The organism is Flavobacterium panici (genome assembly GCF_903819335.1).
Classification (GTDB): domain Bacteria; phylum Bacteroidota; class Bacteroidia; order Flavobacteriales; family Flavobacteriaceae; genus Flavobacterium; species Flavobacterium panici.
The window spans coordinates 187150-211287 of sequence record NZ_CAIJDE010000044.1 but is presented as its reverse complement, the minus strand read 5'-3'; the positions used below and the strand labels follow the sequence as shown (position 1 = coordinate 211287).

The following is a 24138-nucleotide window of genomic DNA, read 5'->3' as shown; positions in this document are numbered from 1 at the left end:
TTTATTGAATTTAATTAATTTATCCAATTAGTTATTTTTTCTTCTTTAAAATATTTAGATTTTAAAATCTTTTGTTTCTTCTCTCCTACTTTCTCAATGTTATTTGGAATCGAAAGCAGTCTGTTTTTAATATCTTCTTCTATTTTATCACTTTTTGCTACTAAATTTTTAATTATCAAATATGAAGCAAAAAATCTAAAACTTTTGACATCATCTATTATTTCGTGCAAATATTCAATTCCTCTATTCTCAATTACTAACATTGCATCTATATCAGGTTTCAACAGCTTATACAAATCTTGAAAAAGAAAATTTTTGTCAAAAATTTCAAAAATATCATGCTTATCAGAAGTTTTCTGTAAAACTTCAATTTCATCTGAAATAATTTTCGTGAAAATTTCAAACTCATTTCTTTGTTTATATGCAAAAACTAAAGTTTTCATCATTTCAATAGTTCCACTCACATAAATTGCGCTTTTTGAAATATTATAAATTACTAAATAAGTTAAATAATTAATATTCTTGGAATTCAAACATATTTTGCGCCATAATAAAAAATTTTCAGATCTATTAGCCCAGATGTTATGACCTATAAAATCTTTTATGCACAAAGCAAAATATGGTTCAACTTCAAAATACATGATATAATTAATCATTTTCTTCCAAAAATCTGAAAGATAACTTGGCCTTAAAAATTCAAGCTCATAAGGCTGTGCATAAATAATTTTCAAACAATCTTGAACTAATTCTTCAGGCAATAATTCAAGTACTTTTTTTGGTTTTAATGAATAAAGATTAATATCACCTACTATTTTAACTTCAATTTCTTTTGGTATTTCATACTTCGCAAGTAACATTGCCTTAATCCATCTTAAATCAATTCTATTTGAATCTACTATAGATAAAACTATTTTTTTTTCGCTAATATCTAAATCGTTCCAAAAAGTTATAATTAATTTTAAATTGTATAAACTGAAAATTGAATTAGTATTTGATAAAATTCTTTCTATTAGATTTTTTCTTATCTTAAAATTACCTTTAGTGAATTTAATTAATTCATCACTAATTCCCATTTCATAATCAGATAGCTCTACATTATTTTTAATTCTAACTTCTATTCTATCTAACCAAGTTTCAAATACTTTTATTCCGTTATTAAGAGTTAAATATTTCATTGCTGTTTCCATAGTCACACCATATCTTCCATAATTTAGAAAAATATTTGGTGGCAAACTATTTGAAAAAACAGGGAAAATTTCTGCCCAAACATTCCATAACTCAATAGTTTCTGCCTTAGAGAAAAGTTTCCAATCAATACACTCTCCTGCATAATCAATTGAAAAAGTAGTCATTAAATTATTTGCTCTTATTGCAATTTCTTGTCTGCAAAATAGTTTTTTAAGATGTTCAAAAATTATTGTTTTTATTTGATCTGATTGTTTATTCCAACTTAAAAAACTTCCCCATATACCATAAAAAGAAACAGTGGCATGATTGTCATTAAAAATTTTTTTGATTAGATAAATTTCCTCTTCGCTTATTTTTGACAAAAAGAATAGTTTCGCAACTTGTTTTCTTATAAAAACCTCCTCATGTGTTAGAAGTGAGTTTATTATATTATGATTAAACTTAGTATAAACTTTACTAATACTTACAATCTTATGATAATTAATATAGCGCCAAATATCAAATAAATTTACATGGTGATTATTTAATATTTTATTCTCAATTTCTTCTATTTCACTTGGCGATATATTATCTATAAACAAATTTCTTAAATCATCATCTCCTTTACTTAGGAAAGGTATCTCATTATTAAGCCATTTTATTGAACTTGAATCAGTGTTTCCTCTATTAACAATATTGATAATTTTATCCTTCTGATCTTCATTATCAATATCTTCAATTATGTTAATAAGATTAATTGAAGAATAGTCTTCAACCGCAGGAAAAATTGATCTATTTGATAAAAACATTAAATCCTTAATATCGTCTTTAAAATTTGAATGTACTGTACGATAAATCCATGTTAATAATTTACAAGCAATTAACGTAGTTACTGGACTTATACAAATTATCGTTTTTTTTAAATATCCAATATTTTCTTTTTGCTCTTGACTACTTTTTCTAAAGAACAATTTTTTTCCAGCTTCAAAATAATTAGGATGAGAAAAAAAATATTGATTATTTTCCAACTTTATGAATCCTCTTTCTTCAAAATAAGAAATACTTGACTTAAAACCTTTTTTTAACTTATTTGTTTCTAAATATTTTGGAAATTTACTTTTACTTTTTTTAAATTGGAAAACTTTAGATTCTTTAAAAACAGAATATCCATTTTCATCATCAGATAAAATATATTTAAAGTCTTCGACATTTATTCCAATACTATTACTACAGCATATCGACATAACTGCAAGAATTTTTGATTCTTTGTTATTTTCTTTTAATACATCATTTGCAATATCTGTAGAATTATGTCGAGCTATACTGATTAATTCAGATATGCTTTTTGATTTTAATTTATTTAAATCATATCGCGAAAGATAATCTAATTGTCCAACTTGAATTTTATGTTCAGTTTCTCTTAAAATATATTCACCAACAATATTTTTTATTTCATTATTGACATTTTGCGCATTTGAAAATTTTTCCCAAAAATCTAATATTAGTTTATTATCATCTTCGGTTAAGTCTAACACATTTTCAATAATATTGCAACTATTAAATGCTTCCTCCAAAATTTCTATTCTACTAGTAAGGATTATTTTATGGTTTAATGGTAAACATTTGACAAGATTAATGATTTTGTTTTTAATATCATTGGATTCTTTCTTGGGCTTTATATGTCCGAATGGATCTTCAAAAATCAAAATCTTATCTTCTATTTTATTTTGATTGAAAAAATTTTCAACTTGAAAAAAATCAGTTGAAATTGGTGCTGAAGTATATCCTTGATCTATTAACTCATTGGCAACTTTTTTCGCTAATTCTGTTTTGCCACATTGTGAAATTCCTGTTAATAATAATAAATTTGATTTTTTTAAAATATCTATCGCCTGCGCTTCTTCTTTTCTAATAATATTATTTTCAGATAGAGAATATCTATTTGTCTTTAATTTTAAAATTAAATTTTTAAAAAGTGGAATAATATCTTCTTTTAAATCCCTACCTTGTTTTACAACTTCCAATAGTTTCAGATACAAATTTTCTGAAAGTGATTGTGGTATCGAGAATTTTTTATTTAAACATTTTAAAACCTCATTATCAATCTTTTCTTCTTCTATTTGTTCCCAAATCAAAGTATTGTTTATCAATATTTCAATATCTGATTTGTTTAAATTATTTGAAATATCACTACAGAGTGATTTTCTTTTTATGTCTAATTGAGTTTGTTTAAATTTTACAGCTTTTAATTCCTTTTGAAATTTTAAAATAACTTCTTTTGAAATGCTATTCTCATTGGAATCAATTAATGGAAACAGTTTCAAAAATATTATTGCCTCATCACTGCACCGAGAACGGGTAATGAATAAACATTTTGACTTTTTATCTTTAACTCTCAATAATAAATTATTAGTACTACTTCTTTCTTGGAAATGTGATAGCCATTCAATAATTTTTGGAAAACCAATACTATTTCTTTCTCTTTTAATCTGTATCTCTAAATAATTTTTATTTTCATCTAAAAAAGTAATATCCTCACTTCCTATTTTCTCAACATAAAGCTGTGATTTAAAATCATTAGAATGTAAAAGTGCAAATAATACAGTTACTTTATACTGATATTCATAACCTTTAACACCTTCAGTAGCTACACTCATTTTATTAATTTAAAAAAGATTTGTTGTAAATAATTACTCAGACTAATTAACAAATAAAAAACCACAAATTCACAAAAAAATTTGTAAATCTGTGGTCTATAAATAATTTGTTTTTTTGTTAAATCCCAAAAAAACTTTTAGCATTCCTAGTCGTTTCATCCGCCACTTTATCTAAAGTAATTCCTTTAAACTGAGCAATTGTTCCGGCAACAAAAGGCAGAAAAGCAGGTTCACATCTTCGTTCGTGGTATTTCTTTAAAAGACTGTTCGGAACATTTTTTGGAAGCATAAACGGCGCATCGGTTTCGATCATCATTCGATCAAGCGGAACATATTGAATGACTTCTTTTAAATGACTGAAACGTTTGGTATCAGAAATCGCTCCGGTAAAACCAAGATAAAATCCGTTATCGAGATAGATTTTGGCTTCGGGCAGCGTTCCCGTAAAACAATGCACAACGGCTTTTGGCAATTGCGGTAAATAGTCTTTGGTGATATTGATAAAACTATTAAAAGCCGCTCTTTCATGCAAAAACAAAGGTTTCTGAACTTCGATTGCCAATTCTAATTGGGCTTTATAACATTGTTCCTGTTTGTTTCTGGGCGAAAAATCACGGTCAAAGTCGAGTCCGCATTCACCAACAGAAACTACTTGTTTCTGCTTTAATAAATTCCGCAGTTTCGAAATGCTTTTTTCGTCAAAACTCTTCGCATCATGCGGGTGAATTCCGGCCGTCGAATATAATATTCCCGGATATTGTTTTGCGATTTCTAATGAAGCTTCGCTGTTTCGTATGCTTGTTCCGGTCAGGATCATTTGCGAAACGTCGACGTCGAGCGCGTCTTGTACAACATCGTCTATGTCGTTTTGGAATTGTTTATTGGTTAGGTTGATTCCTATGTCTATGTATGTTTTCATTTTTTTTATTTTTTTGCCACTAAGGCACTAAGACACAAAGTTTTTTATTTTTAAGGTGATTAAAATTGGAATTTGGAATTTAATCTTTGTCCATTTTCATATAAATCACCTCATTCTTAAACTCGCCCTGAATTACTTTTCCGTAAATGATTTTTGTCCAGCCATTTTCGAATCCGTGATTGTTGGCGATTAGAAAACCTTTGTTTGTGTCGGTTTTAATGATTTTATGGGCGTCGATGTATCTGCCTTTTACTTTGCAGAATACGATATCGCCTATTTGGTAATTTTCGCTTTTTATAAATGTTAAGAGACTTCCGCTTTTTAATATGGGCCGCATTGAGTCTCCAAATGCTTTCATTTTTCCATTGCCGACTGTTTCTAATTCTGTTTTCAGTCGTTCGTATTTGTTATTCATATTTTTATTTTTGCCACGAAGGCTCTAAGACGCAAAGTTTCTTTTTGATCTTTGGTTTGTTTTTAATCTCGCAAAGTCGCAGAGTCGCAAAGTTTTTTACACAAAGTTTGTCATTTCGACGTAAGGAGAAATCTCCGCAAGAAACTCTACAAAGATTAGACTCAAGTTGCGGAGCTACTCGTGGAGATTTCTCCTTACGTCGAAATAACATAAAATGAGGATACGTTGTGTTAGACGCACTGCTGTGCGCCTCTACACTGAAAACTGCCACTGAGACTGATCACTAAAAACTGAACACTAGTCTTCTCTACTTCCATCATCGGCCATTCTCACTAATTTTGGGGTAAATTTGGCGACAACGTCGACTAAATCTTGCTGCGCTTCCATTACCTGATTGATATCTTTATAGGCCATTGGTGCTTCGTCAAGTCCTGCACCAATAAGCGTAACGCCATGATCTTTCAGGATGGATTTCATCTCGGTTGGTGTGATGTTTTTTATGGCCTGAGTTCTGCTCATTTGTCTTCCTGCTCCGTGTGAAGCAGAATTTATGGCGTTCTCCTCGCCTTTTCCTCTTACCAAAAATCCTGGTGCGGTCATACTCCCCGGAATGATTCCCATAACGCCTTTTCCGGCTGGGGTTGCTCCTTTTCTATGTACGATTACTTCTTCGCCGTTCCAGATTTCTTTCCAGGCAAAATTATGGTGGTTTTCGACTTTGGCTAAAATTGCAGCGCCTAAAGCTTTTTCCATTTTATTATGGATAATTTCATGACAAGCCGAAGCGTAATCTCCTGCAAGATTCATCGCAAGCCAATATTCTTGTCCTAATTGTGAGTTCATATCTAAATAAGCTAAGTTCCTGGCTATTTCTGGAAGTTTGCATTCGTCTTTCGCAATTTTAGTATAATGTCCAGCAATTGTTGCACCCATTCCGCGTGAACCTGAATGCGTTAACAAAGCGACGTATTTTCCTTTTGGAATATTCAAAACGGCATCGTCTTTTGCAAATTCCATGATTCCGAATTCGACAAAGTGATTTCCTCCACCTGAAGATCCTAATTGTGACCAGGCTTTATCTTTTAAATTCTTCACAAACGGATTCATATTAAATGTATCGTTCTCCAAAACCGCATGATCTGATTTGTATTGTCCGTGAAATCCGTGACCTGCTCCAAAAATAGAATTCGCAATTAATTCTTTTTTGAATTTGGCTTCATTTTCAAAGTAAAAATCTTCCGGAATATCGTAAACTGACAATGCCATTCTACATCCAATATCAACGCCAACACCATACGGAATAATGGCATTTTTGGTGGCTAAAACTCCGCCAATTGGTAATCCGTAACCTTGATGCGCGTCTGGCATTAATGCTCCGGCAACTGTAACGGGAAGTTTCATTGCTACTTCCATTTGTTTTCTGGCTCCGTCTTCGATATGATCTAATCCGTACGCAGAATAAGCATTTGGATTTTCATTTAAAGCAATGAAATCTTCCGGTTTTTCATTTGCTTTTTCGATTAAAGCAACGGCTAGTTTGCTGAAGATTTTATCGTCTATATAGTTTTCCGGAGTTTCTAATACGTTTTTAAAATTTGTGATCATTTCGTCACGCGTAAAACCGTTTCTTTTGCTGTTTATTTTTAATGCGATTCCGATTATTTTTCCTTCTGGGAATCCTAATTCTAATATATCTGTACCGTTTATTTGTGTATTCATTTGTTTTGTTTTTTTGATAGTACAAAGGTTGTTTTGTACTGCGCAGTTATTTTGCGTAGCTATTTTAATTCTAAATTTTTTGCTCAGCGAAGACATATTTCTCGCAAAGTCGCAAGGGCGCAAAGTTTTATTTTAAGTGATTAACACACAGTTTGTCATTTCGAGGAACGAGAAATCTCCACGAGAAGCTCTACAAAGATTGGACTCTCGTTACGGAGTTACTTGCGCAGATTTCTCGTTCCTCGAAATGACAAACCTTGTGTTTAATTTTATTTAGTTGATGTTTTTTTCTACATCCATTTTAATTAATAATTTTAAAAGAGGCAACATTTAGGAATGGTTTAATTTTCTTTTTGGACGAAGGAACCATTTCCTGACGACACTCTTTTTTTAAGAGCAATATTGTATAAGTGATAATTTAGGACTCGAACCTAATAAATCAACCAACGAAGTAGCACTTTATACACGGCATCTTATTTTTTGAAAAAGTAATAATTGATGAGAGTATTTTGAACCCTATACGAAGTAACTCTCACACACGACATTTTTCATTTTTTAAAAGAAGTAAAAAGCAATAAGAGAATTGGGCGGGGCTTTGTCTGTGCCAGAGTCGAACTGGATAGCCTTGCTGATTTTACAACTTCGCTATTCCTCCCCTAAATTGGAGACGAAGTAACTCTTATTTACGACATTCTTTTTATTTTATCGGGTTATGAGCGACAAGAGACTATTTATGCGTGTTTCCACTTACACCATCAGATTACCTGAACAGGATTCGAACCTGTAACACAATTCCCTCGAAGTAACTCTTGTCTACGACACCAATGTTTTTTTCAAAACAAGACAACATTCAAAAAGAAATTTCTGCTCTAACCAGCTGAGCTACATCTCTAATTTTTAAAATAGAGTTGATGGGAATTGAACCCACGACACGAAGTAATTCTTTTTTACGGTACTTGTTTTTATTTTCAATGAACTTATTTCTTTTACAAATATTCAAATCATACTGCGCAATTATTTTGCGCAGCAGATTCTTTTTTTACAATTCTATTCGATTGATGTAATTCAACGCACTATTTTTATCTTCTAAAGCATTCAAAACATCAAATACTTTATCTGACCAGCCGGCTATTAAATATACATCGTTTTTTTCGATGTTTATTGGTGACTGACCGTAACCAGCCAAATCAAACAAATATAATTTTGCGTTTGGTGCGATAGTTTTGTATCGGTTCCAGGAATTTGCAAATGAGTCTTTTGTGTATGTATTATTCCACATTTGAACATCTGTAAACAACATTACTTTATCTACAATTTCTTTTCGGCTGATTAAATCTTCTACAACCAAATGACCGTTTGTAGCATAACCTACTTCACCTTCGCGTTTGTAATATTCGTTAACGTTGGCCAATATGCTTCGTTTTGGCATGTTGATTATTTTCCAACGGTCACCAAACATACCGCTTACTACATTTTGGCAGCGACTTTGCATCAACATACCTAACATCAAACCGATATCGTAAAGCATTACTTTACTTTTTGGTGAGATTGCTTTTTGCATTGAACCCGAAACGTCGCAGGCAATTACAACCGATGTATTAACATCAAAACCTTTTATGTTTTGTGAACTCGCCATAACAGCATCTTCTAAAGCATCTAAAACCATTGAAGTGTATTTGAAATTCAAATCTTTCACTTCACGATACGCTGCTAAAAATCGGAATGGCAATTGTTTTGAGTTGGCGACTGCTTTTTCGTTAGAAAGGTAATCGCATACTTTCAACATATGAGAACCTGAAACATTTGCTTCTAAGATATTTCGTAAGTTACGTAACAAAGCCATGTAACCTATTTTACCGCTATCGATTAATTCCTCCCATTTTTGTTTGAATGCTTTTTGTTTTTCAATGTGGTTGTAAAATTTTACTTGACCTAATTGCGACAATTCTGTTTCCCATGTATATGGCGTTTGCAATGTGTTGTTTACCAATTTATCAAAGATTGCTTGCTGTGCTTTATCTTTTGCTTTTGGATGTACCAAAAACAAGGCATCTTTTAATTTAACAACGCCATCACGATTGTATTTTGCGAATTGGTATTCGTCAAATTTGTTGAACGAAACGGCTAAACCTTTTTGTATTTGTTTTGATAAACGGTTTAATTTCTTAACACCATTTCGTTCGTTTGCCATTTGGTAATAAGCCAATAATTCTGTTATTTCGTCTGCACGTTGTATAACGTGTGTGATCATTTTACTGATTAATGAATCGCCAGAATATATTTTGGCTAATTCTACTACCAAAACTAATGGTACAGAACGCATATGCATTTCGTTACGGGCATAAACAGCCAATTTTGCTACAAATACCGGATTGCTTTTTTTGATTAGGCTTTGTATTCTTTGTAAACGAGTTGTATCTTTTTCATAAAATGAAGCGTTTAAACTTGTTGTTACAACTGCTGCGTACAATTCGTATTCTGATGTTAAAGAAAAAGCTGGTGCATTTTCATGATTAACTATATTGCTTTTATTGTTTTTCTCTTTTGCTAAAAAATTGAATTTCATAATTTCTGGTTTTTAAAATTAGACAATGGTTATTGTTTTATTTCCTGAGCAAAGATTTCAGAACTACTGCGCAATTATTTTGCGCAGTAAAAAAGAAATTTTAAATCTTAATAAAAAGATTATGATTTTAGAGGAATTGTATACGTTAAAATACTGTACATAAAGGTGTTCTGTAGAGACGCACAGCAGTGCGTCTACGCAAAGTAATTCGACATCAATATGACGTAATAATTAAACCCGACAGGTTTTAAAAACCTGTCGGGTTTGCTGTATGTGTTTAACGTTGTGGATCATCGTTGCGGAGACGCACTGCTGTGCGCCTCTACGATATGTTTGTGTGGAATATTAGAACGGAATAAAATTATTGTTTAATATTTAGAAAAGTATAGAAACGTACGCAGTCGGATTCGAGGTACGGAAAAAATAATTCACAAAGATATTCCGTAGAGACGCACAGCAGTGCGTCTACACAGAGTAATTCGACATCAATATGACGTAATGATTAAACCCGACAGGTTTTAAAAACCTGTCGGGTTTGTTTTATTTTTAACGTTGTGGATCATCGTTGCGGAGACGCACTGCTGTGCGTCTCTACAGTATATTTGTGCGGAATATCTAGATAGAAAATTGAAATCATTTTATAATTATTAAAAACGATTTTTTTTGTTATCTCAGATGCGTGAGGGATTGAGGCGGTATCCTTTTGTGAAGAGAAACGGAACAAAAGATATAGCCGAAAGCCCGACCCGAAGGGACACGCCCAAATTATTATTCTTATATTATTTCCCTGAATAGTTAGGACAACCGAAACATTTTCTGCTTAAATCAAACTGATAGGTTAACGAAAGTTCGTAGATTCCGCCTGTTTTCCCAATTTTGGTTGTGTTTAAATCGTATGAAAGTCCAAATCTTAAATGCTCATATTGCAAGCCTGTGAAAAGGTTTACAGACGTTAACAAATCTCCGTTGATTCCGTTTTTTGCGGGATTTGTTACGGCTGTTGCGCCAAAGAATATTTTTTCGAATAATATCGAAGCTCCTAAATCAAGTCGGTTGTATCGGCCTTGCTGCATGTAGTTTGAGGTTACAAAAAACTTGGTTTCATACGGAAGCAATAATACATCGATATAATCTATTACAAGGAATTCGTAACCTGCGCTTAAGGAGAAAAAGGTGTTTAATGGCACATTTCCTTCTGAACTAAAGGCAATATTCGGTTTATTAAGATGTTTCATCGAAAGGCCAACCCAAGCATTGTCGTTATTGAAAACCATTCCGGCAGAAACATCAAAAAATGTCATTTTTCTGTTTAACAATGTCGGATCCATTGTGCTTGAATTGATAACACCTGTTCGGATATTAATTTGATCTTCGAGCAATAAATTTTGAAATCCAAATGATTTAAGTCCGAAACCAGCTTCGACAGCAGGTCTAAAATACCAGTCGTCGTTTAGTCTTACTTTATAGGCATAATTTGCATTTATCTGCGAATAGTTATAGCTGGTCAGGTTTTCTCTTTGGTTTAAAAAACTGATTCCTAAACCGCTGTTTAATTTATCACTCCAGGTATTTACAAATGCATAATCAGTATCAATCCTTAAATCTAAATCCGGCCATTGTTCACGGTGAATTATACCTGCATAAGTGGTTTCCATAAATCCTGTAAATCCCGGGTTTAGGGTTTCCGGAATTAGAAAATATTGTGTAAAAACAGGATCTTGCGCTTTTGCCTGAGAATAGAAGCAACATGTAATAATTATAATAAATAGTTTTAATCTCATTGGTTATTCTGTTGCTTATTTAATTAGTGTAAATGCTCCTTTTTCTACTACAGTATGGTGATAAAAGGTATTTAAGGTTATTTTATAATAGTAGTTTCCGTTTTCGGCATCTATGTCTTTTACTTTTCCATTCCAGCCTCTGATATTTGTTCCGGTTTCTGAATAAATAACAGCGCCCCAAGTGTCATAAACGTCTAAGGTAATGTCTGATAAACCAAGGAATACCGGCGCAAACGTATCGTTCATTCCGTCATTATTTGGTGTAAAGGCATTTGGCATAATTAAGCTGTATCCTTTTTCTACTTTTAAAGTTGTAGTATATGTATATTGACAGCCAAACGGATAGGTTACGGTTTGCTTTATAGTATACGTTCCTTCTTTAGTATAGATATGTTTTGGATTTTCTTCGTCTGAGAAATTTCCATCTCCGAAATCCCAGGAAATTAAAGTGAAAGTTCCAGTCGCTAAATTGGTAAATGTGATAGGATCGTAAATTGAATACAAATCGTACATGTCTTTTCCGTAAGAACCTGTCGAGAAGTTCGCAATACCTAAAACTGGCGTATCTACATTATATGAAACATCAGCAGAACAGCCAAAACTGTCTTTTACTGTAAAGATTACCAAACCGTTATTGTCGGTATTCATAATTTCACCATTGGCTCCAGAAACTACTCCATCTGACCAGCTCAATGTATAAGGCGGAATTCCTCCTTTTACATGACCTACAAATGTTTGTTTTACATGTTTGGTATCGCAATTAAAGTCTGTTAAGACTTCGATTGATGGTGTAAGCTGTTCGAAACGGGTAATTTTAAACGATGCCGATTTATTACAGCCATTTGCATCGGTTACTTTTACGGTATAGTTATTTGGTATTAAATTTTCTAAATCTTCAGTAGTTGCACCATTTGACCATTCGTATGTAAATGGCGGCGTTCCGCCTGTTACTACCAGATTGATTGAACCTGTATTGGCATTAAGGCAGTCTAGTGGATTTTTAACATCGGCATTTAATTCTAAAAGCAAAGGATTATCAATGATCCATGAACCTTTAATGATACAGTTTTTACCATCTGTAATGGTTACCGAATATGTTCCTGGTCCTAAATTATTTCTTTCGATTCCGGCTGTTGCATCATCATCCCAAACTAATTTTACCGGCGCTTTTCCGCCTACAAGATTTAAACGGATATGAGCGTCTTTTTCGCCATAACAAGATATTTTTTTAATATCTGGATCAATTTTAAAAATTGGCGCGTTGTCAATTACTATTGTAAAATCTTTAGGACAGCCAACAGCATCTGTGATAGAAATAATATAGGTTCCTGCTGATAAATTATTCTGTACAAGTCCGGTTCCTAAATTGCTCCATTTAATAATGTACGGATCTCCGGTTGCAAATGGAACTCCGCCAGTTATCTTGTTAATCGTTATCGAAGCATCGGCATAATCATAACAAGCAATTTCGGTTTTGGTATATTCTAATTTTATTTCATCGTTTTGAAGTAAAATGACATCAAGATCATCTGTACAACCCGAATTATCTGAAACGGTTAGATGGTAATTTCCGGCTGGAACATTTCTTAGGTTTTGAGAATAACTCGTATATCCGTTTGGACCTGTCCAAAAATAGCTGTAGCTGTAAACACCCGGAGAAGTTTCTGTTACTCTTCCTCCTACAGTTTTCACATCAATTTCTCCTGTTGAATAGCCATAGCATAAAACATCTACTTTGCTTACAAAACTAAGTTCTAATAATGGCGGTTCTTCGATCTTGTAATTTCCATGTAGAATACCACAGTTATTTTTTTCTGTAATGGTTACATCATAAACTCCCGGCTCCAGATTACTCAGGTTTCCGGAATTTGCAGTAAAAGGATTTCCATCTTTTGTCCATACATAGGTATAAGGTAAATTTCCGCCAGATACATTTACATTAATTCTTCCGTCATTAAGACCAAAACAGGTTATATCTTGTTTGTATTCTCCTAAAATTTGGAATTTACCAGGTTCACCCACATAATACGATCGTGAAAACGGACAATTTCCATTATCTCCTACCGTTAAATTATAATAACCCGGTTTTAAGTTCGAAATATTTTGGTTTGAACTCGTGTATCCGTCAGGTCCTGTCCATGTATACGTATAAGGTGCGCCTGTTGTAAACGGAATTCCTCCCGCAACGGTTATGTTTATTGCACCATCGTTAGCTCCAAAACAAGTTCCCTGTTTTATAATTTCTGTTACATTTATCAATGGATCGACTGTTACTGTAATCGTAAAATCTGGTCCCGGACAAAGTTTAGAAATTGGAGAAACGGTATAAACAACTGTTGCACGATTATTAGTAAGATTAGTTAAAGTCTGACTAATACTTGTTCTTGGTGTTGTTTCTGCAAATGCACCGCTTATTGCTCCCGCAGGAGTAACTACCGGATTCGACCAAACAAAAGTTGTTCCGGCTGGTACATTATCTGTAGTTCCGTTGCTGACTGGTGTGATCTGAAATGAATTGCCACTGCAAATTACTGCCGTTTTAGGTGTTATTACAGGCGAAAGAACCATATCTACAGAAAAATTTCTTGATACACTTGTTGTTCCACAGCTATTTGTAACACTAAAAGTAGCGGTATAATTTCCAGTTTTGGTATAATTAATAGAACCCGGATTTAATGATGTAGATGTTGAAGGTGTTCCTCCCGGAAAACTCCATAAATAAGTAATCTCTGAACTTGGTGAACAAGTTTCTACCACAGTACCTACTGGTTTGATAGTGGCTGATTTACAGAAATCAGAAATAGGATCTAACTTGATTACTGGTTTCTTTTTTACATCAATATATCTTGTAGTATATTGATAAACACCACAAGAGTTTAGTGTTCTTAACCTTAGTTCATATGTTCCCGGAATACTGAAATTAATAACTGGATTTCTAACATACTGACCATTTACAAAATAAGATTGTCCCTGCCCTTTTCCACAAAATCCTTCATAATAACTCAAAACTTCCCAATAGTAACTTTCTGCACCACAGCCTAAACTTGTATCTGTTGTATTCGTTATCTGAACATTTTCTGAAGCACAAGCTGTTGCATAAGTAAAACTTGGTACTAATACAGGCTCTACACAAATAGTCTGTGTGGTTGATCTTCCAATTCCGCAGGGAGTTTGAGCAGATAATTTTATGGTATAAGTACCCGGCTGAGTATAGACGTGAGAAGGACTTACTTCTCTGGAAACAGGTGTTCCGTCTCCAAAATCCCAAGTGTATACATTATAAGTGCTGCAATCATTTGTATAACCTGCCTGAGTTGTATTATGAAATTGAGTATATGTATTGGCACATGCTATACTTTGTACGTTGAAACTTATTACAGGAACATCTAAAATAATAATTGGTCCGGCTGTTAAATAAGTGCTTCCGCAAGAAGTTGTTATGGTTAATGTAACAGTATTTCCTGACGGACAATTAAATCGTGTGAACGTATGGGGAATAGGGAAATTTTGTGACGCCTGCGGATTTAAACTGTTATAATATGGAGAACTTTCTAATTGTGCCTGTGTATAACTTTGGAACGTTCCATCGCCATAATTTACCTGATAATTAGTATCGGATGGGTTAAGTCCCCAAGATCCAATCGCAAAATCCATTGGCGATACAGGCGTACACAAGTTTGTAGTGTTACCCGGTGCGATAAGTGCCCCAATTGGGTTATTAGAATTTTTTACAACATAGGTAATCGAATTATTGCAACTACTAGTTCCCATTCCAGTAATTACCATGTTGAACGAACCTAATTTTTTATATTCATGTTTTTTAGGAAAAACAACATTAGTTTCTGTACTGCCGTCTCCCCAATCTACATTGTAAGATGTGACACAAGAAGCAGAAGCTGAGCTGTTTCCAACATTTATAGTATATTTTGGATTCGAGTTATTATCACCACATCTTTCAAAAGGTTTTGCAGATGTTGGAGCACTTAAATCAACGAATTTTAAATCTGGTTTTTGCTTTACCGAAACAGTTTTGGTAACCGAATTTATTTCGCCATTAGCATCTGTAACAGTAAGTTTTACAGTAAAATTTTGAGACCCGCAGCCAAGTGCTGTAAAAGCATGGTTCGGGTTATTTATTGCTGCTGAAGTACCGTCTCCAAAATCCCATTTATAAGTAAAAGGTGCCGCGCCGGTAACTACTGCATTGAATGTCACAGGAGTACCTGAACAGGCATTGTTATTGGTAAAATTAAAATCAACAGTTGGAGGAACAGTAAGATTATAACAATCCTTAAGGGCTAAATTACTTCTGTCATTTGTATTAAAGGCAAATAATGAAGTAGTAATAAAAAAAACACAATATATGTGCAGCGAGTAAAGTTTCCCCATGTGGTATTGTTAAAATTTGAGCGGTAAAAGTAGACGATTTTATTTAACAAAAAAATAGTAGAAATACTCATTTTGAATAAGTTTTAAAACTACTACGCAAAGCTGTTGCGTATTACAATAAAATCAGTATTTTTATCTGTAAATAAATATAAACTATGTTTTATTTATGCCACCGATTTAAGAGATTTCAGCAGATTTTTTTAATCCTTTTAATCCTTTTAATCTGTGGCATAAAATAAAAATTAACGCTTTTGCGACCAAAACCCATATAATATATGTCACAAAATAAAAACGCCTTAATTCGGTACAAAACGATTGACAAATGTTTGCAGAATAAATACCGGCAATGGACTTTAGAAGATTTAATCGAATGCTGCTCTGAAGCTTTATTTGAATATGAAGGTCGGGAAAATCCTATAAGCAAACGAACTATTCAAATGGACATTCAATTGATGCGAAGTGAAAAGCTGGGTTACAATGCGCCAATTGTTGTTTACGATAAAAAGTATTATAAATATGAAGACGAAGATTTCACGATAACTGATATTCCATTGACGGAAACAGATATGAATGTTTTGACTGAAACGGTTTCGATGTTAAAACAATTTAAAGATTTCTCTTTATTTAATGATGTATCTGATATTTTACAGCGTTTGGAAGATAAAATCTACGCCGAAAAATCACATACAAAACCCGTAATTTATTTGGATAAAAATGAGAATCTAAAAGGTTTACATTATTTAGATGAAATTTATCAGGCGATTATAAAGAAAATGGTTCTTATAATTACTTACAAATCTTTTAAATCGAGAGAAGAAACTAAATTTCATTTTCATCCTTTTATATTAAAGGAATTCAACAACCGCTGGTTTTTAATCGGAAAGAAAAAAGCATCACAGCCAATTACAAATTTAGCTTTGGACAGAATTATTTCTATTGATTACGATTTTAATCTTCCTTATTTAGAAGAAGATTTTGATGCAGATAATTATTATAGGGATGTAATTGGAGTTACAGTCAATTCAGGATTAAAAGCAAGGAGAATTGAATTGTGGGTCGATGCTTCGAATGCCCCGTACGTCATCACAAAACCTTTGCATACTTCTCAGCGTGTTATTAAAGAAAATGAAGATGGAAGTATTATCGTGCATTTGTTTGTAATACCAAATTATGAAATGGAAAGGCTTTTTCTGGGTTTTGGAAGCTGTGTTGAAATTTTAAGACCCGAAGGACTCAGAAATCGTATAAAAAAGATTTTTCAGGATTCAATTTCAAGATACGAGCCTGAAAATTCTATTGAATTAAATTCATAATTTTTTGAAGAATGAAGAATTAAACCCGATTTTAAAATTAAAAAAAGATTTTGACACCATTAAAAATGTTAAAATCCAAAAAAAGAATAGTATATTTCACTCTAAATAAACCACCAAAACACTCTAAATCAGTGGGATTTTTTAACTAACCAAAAATTTATTAAAAAATTATATGCATGCATAGTATTTTTTAATTATATTTGAAATCGATATAGTTACCTATGAAAGACAAAACAATAGATTATATTTTGAGAGCTACATGGCAGGCTGTTTCAAGAATGTATAATGAAGAGGCTGCAAAGTACGATGCTACCATGGCAACAGGATTTGCTCTTTTAAGTATGGATAAGGAAGAAGGAACTCCATCAACCGCTTTAGGCCCAAGAATGGGTATGGAAGCAACCAGCTTAACAAGAACACTTAAATCTATGGAAGAAAAAGGTTTAATTGTTCGCAAAAAGAACCCAAGTGACGGGCGAGGTGTTTTAATCTACCTAACCGACTTTGGAAAAGAAAAAAGAGATTTATCTAAAAATACAGTTCTGAAATTTAATGAAACGGTTAGAAAACATGTATCAGACGAAAAACTGAAACATTTTATCGAAGTTTCTGAAATCATAAACGAATTAATTCAGGATAAAAATATTTTCAATCACACGAGCGCCAGCGATCTGGCGAAGCAAACAGAAAACCCAGAAAATGAATAATCTTTTTTAAAGGAAAATTCAGATTCTACCCAAAAAAACAAATTTTACAAATATGAAACGCACAATTAAAAAAGTTGCTGTAATTGGATCCGGAATTATGGGTTCAGGTATAGCTTGTCATTTTGCTAACATTGGTGTTGAAGTTTTACTTCTGGACATCGTACCTCGCGAACTGACTGAAGCTGAAGCTAAAAAAGGATTAACACTTGAAAGTAAAGCCGTTCGCAACCGTGTGGTAAACGAACATTTGGCGAATTCATTAAAATCAAAACCCTCTCCTATTTACAGTCAAAAATTCGCAAACAGAATCACGACTGGAAATACAACTGATGATATGGCAAAAATTGCCAATGTTGACTGGATTATCGAGGTTGTTGTAGAGCGTTTAGACATTAAGAAATTAGTTTTTGAACAAATCGAGAAATTCCGTAAACCGGGAACTTTGGTTACTTCTAATACTTCTGGTATTCCAATTCATTTTATGAGTGAAGGAAGAAGCGAAGATTTTCAACAACACTTCTGCGGAACACACTTTTTTAACCCTGCGCGTTACTTAAAATTATTTGAAATTATTCCTGGCCCAAAAACTTCAACTGAAGTATTGGATTTCTTAAACGAATACGGATCTAAATTCTTAGGAAAAACTTCGGTTGTTGCTAAAGATACTCCGGCGTTTATTGGAAACAGAATTGGTATTTACGGAATCCAGAGTTTATTCCACTTGGTAAAAGAAATGGGATTAACGATCGAAGAAGTTGATAAATTGACAGGACCAGTAATTGGTCGTCCAAAATCAGCTACTTTCCGTACCGTTGACGTTGTTGGTTTAGATACTTTGGTACACGTTGCCAACGGTATTTACGAAAACTGCCCTAACGACGAACAACACGAATTGTTCAAACTTCCTGATTTCATCAACAAAATGATGGAAAATAATTGGTTAGGAAGCAAAACTGGACAAGGTTTTTATAAAAAAGTAGATAAAGATATCCTTTCTTTAGACTTAGATACATTAGAATACCGCGCTGCAAAAAAAGCAAATTTTGCTACTCTTGAATTAACAAAAACTATCGATAAACCAATCAATCGTTTTAAAGTTTTAGTTAAAGGAACAGACAAAGCGGGAGAATTCTACCGTAAGAGTTTCGCTGGAATGTTTGCTTACGTATCAAACCGAATTCCTGAAATCTCAGACGAATTATACAAAATAGACGATGCCATGAAAGCTGGTTTTGGATGGGAAAATGGTCCATTCGAAATCTGGGATGCAATTGGTGTTGCCAAAGGAATTGAAATCATGAAAGCAGAAGGTTTAGAGCCTGCTGCATGGGTTAATGAAATGTTGGCTTCTGGAAGCGATAGTTTCTATTCTGTAAAAGAAGGAGCTACTTATTTCTATAACATTCCAACAAAATCACAAGTAAAAGTTCCTGGACAAGATTCATTCATTATCCTAAACAACATTCGCGAAAGCAAAAAAGTTTGGAGCAACAGTGGAGCAATTATTCAGGATTTAGGAGATGGAATTTTAAACTTAGAATTCCAATCTAAAATGAATACAATTGGCGGCGATGTACTTCAAGCTATCAATAAAGCAATTGACTTATCTGAAAAAGAATATCAAGGTTTAGTTATTGGAAACCAAGCAGCGAATTTCTCTGTTGGGGCTAATATCGGAATGATTTTCATGATGGCAGTTGAGCAGGAATACGACGAATTGAACATGGCAATTAAATTGTTCCAAGATACAATGATGCGTGTTCGTTACTCTTCTATTCCAGTTGTGGTTGCGCCTCACGGAATGACTTTTGGTGGTGGATGCGAAATGAGCTTACACGCTGATAAAGTAGTTGCTGCTGCAGAAACTTATATGGGATTAGTTGAATTTGGTGTTGGAGTTATCCCTGGTGGTGGTGGTTCTAAAGAAATGACTTTAAGAGCATCAGATTTATTCCGCAAAAATGATGTGGAATTAAACGTTCTTCAAGAATATTTCTTAACAATCGCTATGGCTAAAGTTTCGACTTCTGGATATGAGGCTTTTGATACCGGACTTTTACAACATGGAAAAGACGTCATTGTAGTAAACAAAGATCGCCAGATTGCTGAAGCTAAAAAACATGCTTTATTATTAGCTGAAGCTGGTTATACACAGCCTATCAGAAGAAACGACATTAAAGTTCTAGGAAAACAAGCATTAGGTATGTTCTTAGTTGGAACAGATCAAATGGAAGCTGGAAAATACATTTCTGAGCACGACAAGAAAATCGCTAACAAACTAGCTTACGTAATGGCTGGTGGTGATTTATCTGAAGCAACTTTAGTATCTGAACAATATTTATTAGATATCGAACGTGAAGCTTTCCTGAGTTTATGTACAGAACGCAAGACGTTAGAAAGAATCCAGTACATGTTGACTAAAGGAAAACCTTTGAGAAACTAGTATCAAGTAATAAGAATTAAGTATTAAGAAATGCACCAGTTTGAAAAATTAAAGATTTGGCAAAAAGCAATGGATATAGCGGTTTATGTTTATGAAATCTCAGCATTGCTGCCAAATGATGAAAAATTCAATTTAATTCATCAAATAAAAAAATGTGCTGTTTCTATTCCTTCAAATATTGCTGAAGGTTCAGGTAGAAATTCAGATAAAGAATTTATGCATTTTTTAGGAATTGCAAATGGTTCAACTTTTGAATTAATAACCCAATTAATACTTGCAAAAAGACTTAAGCTTGTTAATGAAGATTTAATTCAACCAACTATTAATCAATTAGTAGAAGTTTCGAATATGAATTTTTCATTTCAAAGATCACTAAAGGATAAAATCAACAAAACAATTGGAAAATCTTAATACTTAATTCTCCAATCTTAATACAATCATTTATGAAAACAGCATATATAGTAAAAGCATATAGAACAGCAGTTGGAAAAGCTCCAAAAGGTGTTTTTAGATTTAAAAGACCTGACGAATTAGCTGCAGAAACGATCCAGTTTATGATGGATGAACTGCCTGATTTTGATAAAAAACGTATCGATGACGTTATGGTAGGAAATGCCATGCCGGAAGCAGAACAAGGTTTAAACGTTGGACGTTTGATCTCTTTAATGGGACTAAAAGTGGAAGATGTTCCTGGTGTAACAGTTAACCGTTATTGCGCTTCTGGATTAGAAACTATCGGAATGGCGACTGCGAAAATCCAATCAGGAATGGCAGATTGTATCATTGCGGGTGGTGCAGAAAGTATGAGTTTTATTCCAATGGGAGGTTACAAACCAACTCCGGATTATAAAGTTGCGGCTGCAGGTCACGAAGATTACTATTGGGGAATGGGTTTAACTGCTGAAGCGGTGGCTAACCAATACAAAATCTCAAGAGAAGATCAGGATGAGTTTGCTTACAACTCTCACATGAAAGCCTTGAAAGCACAGGCAGAAGGAAAATTTGACAAACAAATCGTTCCAATTACTGTTGAGCAGACTTTCATCAACGAAAATGGTAAAAAAGAAACAAAATCATACGTTGTAAATAAAGACGAAGGTCCAAGAGCAGGAACTTCTAAAGAAGCTTTAGCAGGTTTAAAACCAGTTTTTGCTGCTGACGGAAGTGTAACTGCGGGGAACTCATCTCAAATGAGTGATGGTGCAGCATTCGTTTTAATTATGAGCGAAGAAATGGTAAAAGAATTAAACCTTGAACCAATTGCACGTTTAGTAAACTTTGCTTCTTCTGGTGTTGAGCCAAGAATTATGGGAATTGGTCCTGTAAAAGCAATTCCGAAAGCGTTGAAACAAGCTGGTTTAACATTGAACGATATCGAGTTAATTGAATTAAATGAGGCTTTTGCTTCACAAGCTTTAGCAGTAACTCGCGAATTAAACATTAACCCGGAAATCGTAAACGTAAACGGTGGAGCGATCTCTTTAGGACACCCTCTAGGTTGTACAGGAGCTAAACTTTCTGTTCAGTTATTTGACGAGATGAAACGCAGAGGTAACAAATACGGAATCGTGAGTATGTGTGTGGGGACTGGACAAGGTTCTGCGGGGGTTTACGAGGTATTATAAGAAAGTAATCGTTTAGTTTGTCATTTCGAGGAACGAGAAATCGCACTAGTATTTCGACAAAGTAACCATCTAGTTTGTCATTTCGGCGAAGGAGAAATCTCCGCGACGATTTTCCACACAGCTGATAATCTTTGTAGAGCTGCTTGCGGAGATTTCTCCTTCGTCGAAATGACAAGATTGAGGTAATTATATCATAAAAAAACATACAAAAAAACATAAGCAATGGCAGATACAATCGAAAAAAACGTAACCCGTGGTGGTCAGTTTTTAGTTAAAGAAACAAAGAGCGAAGATATCTTCACACCAGAAGATTTCTCTGAAGAGCAGTTAATGATGCGTGACTCTGTAAAAGAGTTCGTAGACAAAGAATTATGGGCGCACAAAGATCGTTTTGAGAAAAAAGATTATGCTTATACAGAATCATCTATGCGTAAAGCAGGTGAACTAGGACTTTTAGGAGTTGCAGTTCCTGAAGAATACGGCGGATTAGGAATGGGATTTGTTTCTACAATGTTAGTTTGCGACTACATTTCTGGAGCAACAGGTTCATTCTCAACTGCTTTTGGTGCACATACAGGAATTGGAACCATGCCAATTACTCTTTATGGAACCGAAGAACAAAAGAAAAAATACGTTCCAAAATTGGCTTCTGGAGAATGGTTTGGAGCTTATTGTTTAACTGAACCAGGCGCAGGATCTGATGCAAACTCAGGAAAAACTAAAGCTGTTTTATCTGAAGATGGAACTCATTATTTAATTACTGGTCAAAAAATGTGGATTTCGAATGCAGGTTTCTGCAGCGTTTTCATCGTTTTTGCTCGTATTGGTGATGATAAAAATATTACAGGTTTCATCGTAGAAAACGATCCATCTAACGGAATTTCTATGAATGAAGAAGAGCACAAATTAGGAATCCGTGCTTCTTCTACTCGTCAGGTTTTCTTCAACGATACAAAAGTTCCTGTTGAAAACATGTTATCTGAAAGAGGAAACGGTTTCAAAATCGCAATGAATGCTTTAAATGTTGGTCGTATTAAATTGGCTGCTGCATGTCTTGATGCTCAAAGAAGAGTTACTACTGGAGCTGTAAAATATGCTAACGAAAGAATTCAGTTTAATACTTCTATTTCATCTTTTGGAGCTATCCGTTCTAAATTAGCTGAAATGGCAACTAGCGCTTACGCTGGAGAAAGTGCTTCTTATCGTGCTGCAAAAGATATCGAAGACAGAATCGCTGCTCGTGAAGCAGAAGGTACTAGTCATCAGGAAGCAGAATTGAAAGGTGTTGAAGAATATGCTATCGAGTGTTCTATCTTGAAAGTAGCCGTTTCTGAGGACGTTCAAAACTGTTCTGACGAAGGTATCCAGGTTTTCGGCGGAATGGGATTCTCTGAAGATACTCCAATGGAAAGTGCCTGGAGAGATGCTCGTATCGCTCGTATCTACGAAGGAACAAACGAAATCAACAGAATGCTTTCTGTAGGTATGTTGATCAAAAAAGCAATGAAAGGCCACGTTGATTTATTAGGTCCTGCAATGAAAGTTCAGGAAGAATTAATGGGAATTCCATCTTTTGATACTCCAGATTTCTCTGAATTATTTGCAGAAGAAAAAACAATCGTTGCTAACTTGAAAAAAGTTTTCTTAATGGTTGCAGGAAGCGCTGTTCAAAAATATGGTCCGGATTTAGATTCTCACCAACAATTATTGATGGCTGCTGCTGATATCTTAATCGAAATCTACATGGCAGAAAGTACTATTCTTAGAACTGAGAAATTAGCTAAAAGAGAAGGTGAAGATAAAGTAAAAGAACAAATCGCTATGGCAAAATTATACTTGTACAAAGCGGTAGATATCGTAAACTTAAGAGGAAAAGAAGGAATTGCTTCTTTCTCTGAAGGTGACGAACAACGTATGATGTTAATGGGATTAAAACGTTTTACAAAATACACCAACTTGCCAAATGTTGTGGCATTAAGAGAAACAATTGCTTCTAAATTAGTTGCAGAAAATTCATACTGCTTCTAATTCAAAAATAGTTTTTAGCTTTTAATTTGTTTAAACCCGCACAAGTCCGAAACTGTGCGGGTTTATTTTTTTATTTTTTTTGAACCATATAAGTTATATAAGTTCATTTAAAAGATTGTGTTTTTTTTGTAGAGACGCACAGCAGTGCGTCTAACTATGTGTATTTTTGTTTTGCCACAGATTAAAGGATTTTCACAGATTTTTTTAATCATTTTAATCCTGTAATCTGTGGCATTTTTTGTAGAGACGCACAGCAGTGCGTCTACGTTATGTTAGACGCACTGCTGTGCGTCTCTACGGAATATTGGAACGGAATAAAATTCTGTCCACTCTAAAATGAACTTATATCACTTATATGGTTTCAACCAATTTCACAAATCTTTATTAAAATTGAGGTTATGTTACAGGA

Annotated in this window: 13 protein-coding genes; 6 read left to right on the top strand and 7 right to left on the bottom strand. The window is 33.8% G+C overall.

Annotated features, from left to right (window positions below; all coding sequences use genetic code 11):
- Positions 1 to 14: 14 nt before the first annotated feature.
- The 7 genes from FLAPXU55_RS13430 to FLAPXU55_RS24225 form a co-directional block, all read right to left on the bottom strand.
- Positions 15 to 3824 carry an ATP-binding protein gene (locus FLAPXU55_RS13430; protein ID WP_180858277.1) on the bottom strand — a complete coding sequence of 1270 codons (3810 nt, stop codon included), beginning with the start codon at positions 3822 to 3824 and terminating at the stop codon, positions 15 to 17.
- 118 nt (positions 3825 to 3942) lie between these two features.
- Positions 3943 to 4743 (bottom strand): TatD family hydrolase, encoded by an 801-nt coding sequence (locus FLAPXU55_RS13425; protein ID WP_180858275.1) that lies wholly within the window; start codon positions 4741 to 4743, stop codon positions 3943 to 3945.
- Between the two features lie 79 nt (positions 4744 to 4822).
- Positions 4823 to 5158, bottom strand: coding sequence for a S24 family peptidase (locus FLAPXU55_RS13420; RefSeq protein WP_180858273.1), 336 nt, complete (start codon positions 5156 to 5158; stop codon positions 4823 to 4825).
- Between the two features lie 297 nt (positions 5159 to 5455).
- A complete protein-coding gene (locus FLAPXU55_RS13415; protein ID WP_180858271.1) occupies positions 5456 to 6877 on the bottom strand; it encodes an RtcB family protein in 1422 nt (473 codons plus the stop codon).
- 1039 nt (positions 6878 to 7916) lie between these two features.
- Positions 7917 to 9443: a TROVE domain-containing protein gene (locus tag FLAPXU55_RS13410; protein ID WP_180858269.1), complete on the bottom strand. Its 1527-nt coding sequence runs from the start codon at positions 9441 to 9443 to the stop codon at positions 7917 to 7919.
- Positions 9444 to 10222: 779 nt separating this feature from the next.
- Positions 10223 to 11224 carry a PorP/SprF family type IX secretion system membrane protein gene (locus FLAPXU55_RS13405; RefSeq protein WP_180858267.1) on the bottom strand — a complete coding sequence of 334 codons (1002 nt, stop codon included), beginning with the start codon at positions 11222 to 11224 and terminating at the stop codon, positions 10223 to 10225.
- Positions 11225 to 11239: 15 nt separating this feature from the next.
- Positions 11240 to 15613 (bottom strand): PKD domain-containing protein, encoded by a 4374-nt coding sequence (locus FLAPXU55_RS24225; RefSeq protein WP_180858265.1) that lies wholly within the window; start codon positions 15611 to 15613, stop codon positions 11240 to 11242.
- Between the two features lie 275 nt (positions 15614 to 15888).
- On the opposite strand from FLAPXU55_RS24225, the gene FLAPXU55_RS13395 reads away from it, so the two are divergent.
- The 6 genes from FLAPXU55_RS13395 to FLAPXU55_RS13370 all read left to right on the top strand — a co-directional run bounded on the left by FLAPXU55_RS13395 (position 15889) and on the right by FLAPXU55_RS13370 (position 23729).
- The gene (locus FLAPXU55_RS13395; RefSeq protein ID WP_180858263.1) at positions 15889 to 16926 is read left to right on the top strand and encodes a helix-turn-helix transcriptional regulator; all 1038 of its coding nucleotides are present in this window, start codon (positions 15889 to 15891) and stop codon (positions 16924 to 16926) included.
- Between the two features lie 221 nt (positions 16927 to 17147).
- Complete coding sequence (locus FLAPXU55_RS13390; protein WP_180858261.1) at positions 17148 to 17633, top strand: MarR family winged helix-turn-helix transcriptional regulator; 486 nt, start codon at positions 17148 to 17150, stop codon at positions 17631 to 17633.
- Between the two features lie 52 nt (positions 17634 to 17685).
- On the top strand, positions 17686 to 20076 hold the full coding sequence (locus tag FLAPXU55_RS13385; protein WP_180858259.1) for a 3-hydroxyacyl-CoA dehydrogenase/enoyl-CoA hydratase family protein: 2391 nt from the start codon (positions 17686 to 17688) through the stop codon (positions 20074 to 20076).
- A gap of 30 nt (positions 20077 to 20106) precedes the next feature.
- The gene (locus FLAPXU55_RS13380; RefSeq protein WP_180858257.1) at positions 20107 to 20487 is read left to right on the top strand and encodes a four helix bundle protein; all 381 of its coding nucleotides are present in this window, start codon (positions 20107 to 20109) and stop codon (positions 20485 to 20487) included.
- Positions 20488 to 20519: 32 nt separating this feature from the next.
- The gene (locus FLAPXU55_RS13375) at positions 20520 to 21701 is read left to right on the top strand and encodes a thiolase family protein (protein WP_180858255.1); all 1182 of its coding nucleotides are present in this window, start codon (positions 20520 to 20522) and stop codon (positions 21699 to 21701) included.
- A gap of 222 nt (positions 21702 to 21923) precedes the next feature.
- A complete protein-coding gene (locus FLAPXU55_RS13370) occupies positions 21924 to 23729 on the top strand; it encodes an acyl-CoA dehydrogenase family protein (RefSeq protein WP_053471785.1) in 1806 nt (601 codons plus the stop codon).
- Positions 23730 to 24138 lie beyond the last annotated feature (409 nt).

Excerpts from the sequence above, each read along its gene's own strand:
- FLAPXU55_RS13430 (WP_180858277.1), bottom strand. The coding sequence starts at position 3,824 with ATGAGTGTAGCTACTGAAGGTGTTAAAGGTTATGAATATCAGTATAAA.
- FLAPXU55_RS13425 (WP_180858275.1), bottom strand. The coding sequence starts at position 4,743 with ATGAAAACATACATAGACATAGGAATCAACCTAACCAATAAACAATTC.
- FLAPXU55_RS13420 (WP_180858273.1), bottom strand. The coding sequence starts at position 5,158 with ATGAATAACAAATACGAACGACTGAAAACAGAATTAGAAACAGTCGGC.
- FLAPXU55_RS13415 (WP_180858271.1), bottom strand. The coding sequence starts at position 6,877 with ATGAATACACAAATAAACGGTACAGATATATTAGAATTAGGATTCCCA.
- FLAPXU55_RS13410 (WP_180858269.1), bottom strand. The coding sequence starts at position 9,443 with ATGAAATTCAATTTTTTAGCAAAAGAGAAAAACAATAAAAGCAATATA.
- FLAPXU55_RS13405 (WP_180858267.1), bottom strand. The coding sequence starts at position 11,224 with ATGAGATTAAAACTATTTATTATAATTATTACATGTTGCTTCTATTCT.
- FLAPXU55_RS24225 (WP_180858265.1), bottom strand. The coding sequence starts at position 15,613 with ATGGGGAAACTTTACTCGCTGCACATATATTGTGTTTTTTTTATTACT.
- FLAPXU55_RS13395 (WP_180858263.1), top strand. The coding sequence starts at position 15,889 with ATGTCACAAAATAAAAACGCCTTAATTCGGTACAAAACGATTGACAAA.
- FLAPXU55_RS13390 (WP_180858261.1), top strand. The coding sequence starts at position 17,148 with ATGAAAGACAAAACAATAGATTATATTTTGAGAGCTACATGGCAGGCT.
- FLAPXU55_RS13385 (WP_180858259.1), top strand. The coding sequence starts at position 17,686 with ATGAAACGCACAATTAAAAAAGTTGCTGTAATTGGATCCGGAATTATG.
- FLAPXU55_RS13380 (WP_180858257.1), top strand. The coding sequence starts at position 20,107 with ATGCACCAGTTTGAAAAATTAAAGATTTGGCAAAAAGCAATGGATATA.
- FLAPXU55_RS13375 (WP_180858255.1), top strand. The coding sequence starts at position 20,520 with ATGAAAACAGCATATATAGTAAAAGCATATAGAACAGCAGTTGGAAAA.
- FLAPXU55_RS13370 (WP_053471785.1), top strand. The coding sequence starts at position 21,924 with ATGGCAGATACAATCGAAAAAAACGTAACCCGTGGTGGTCAGTTTTTA.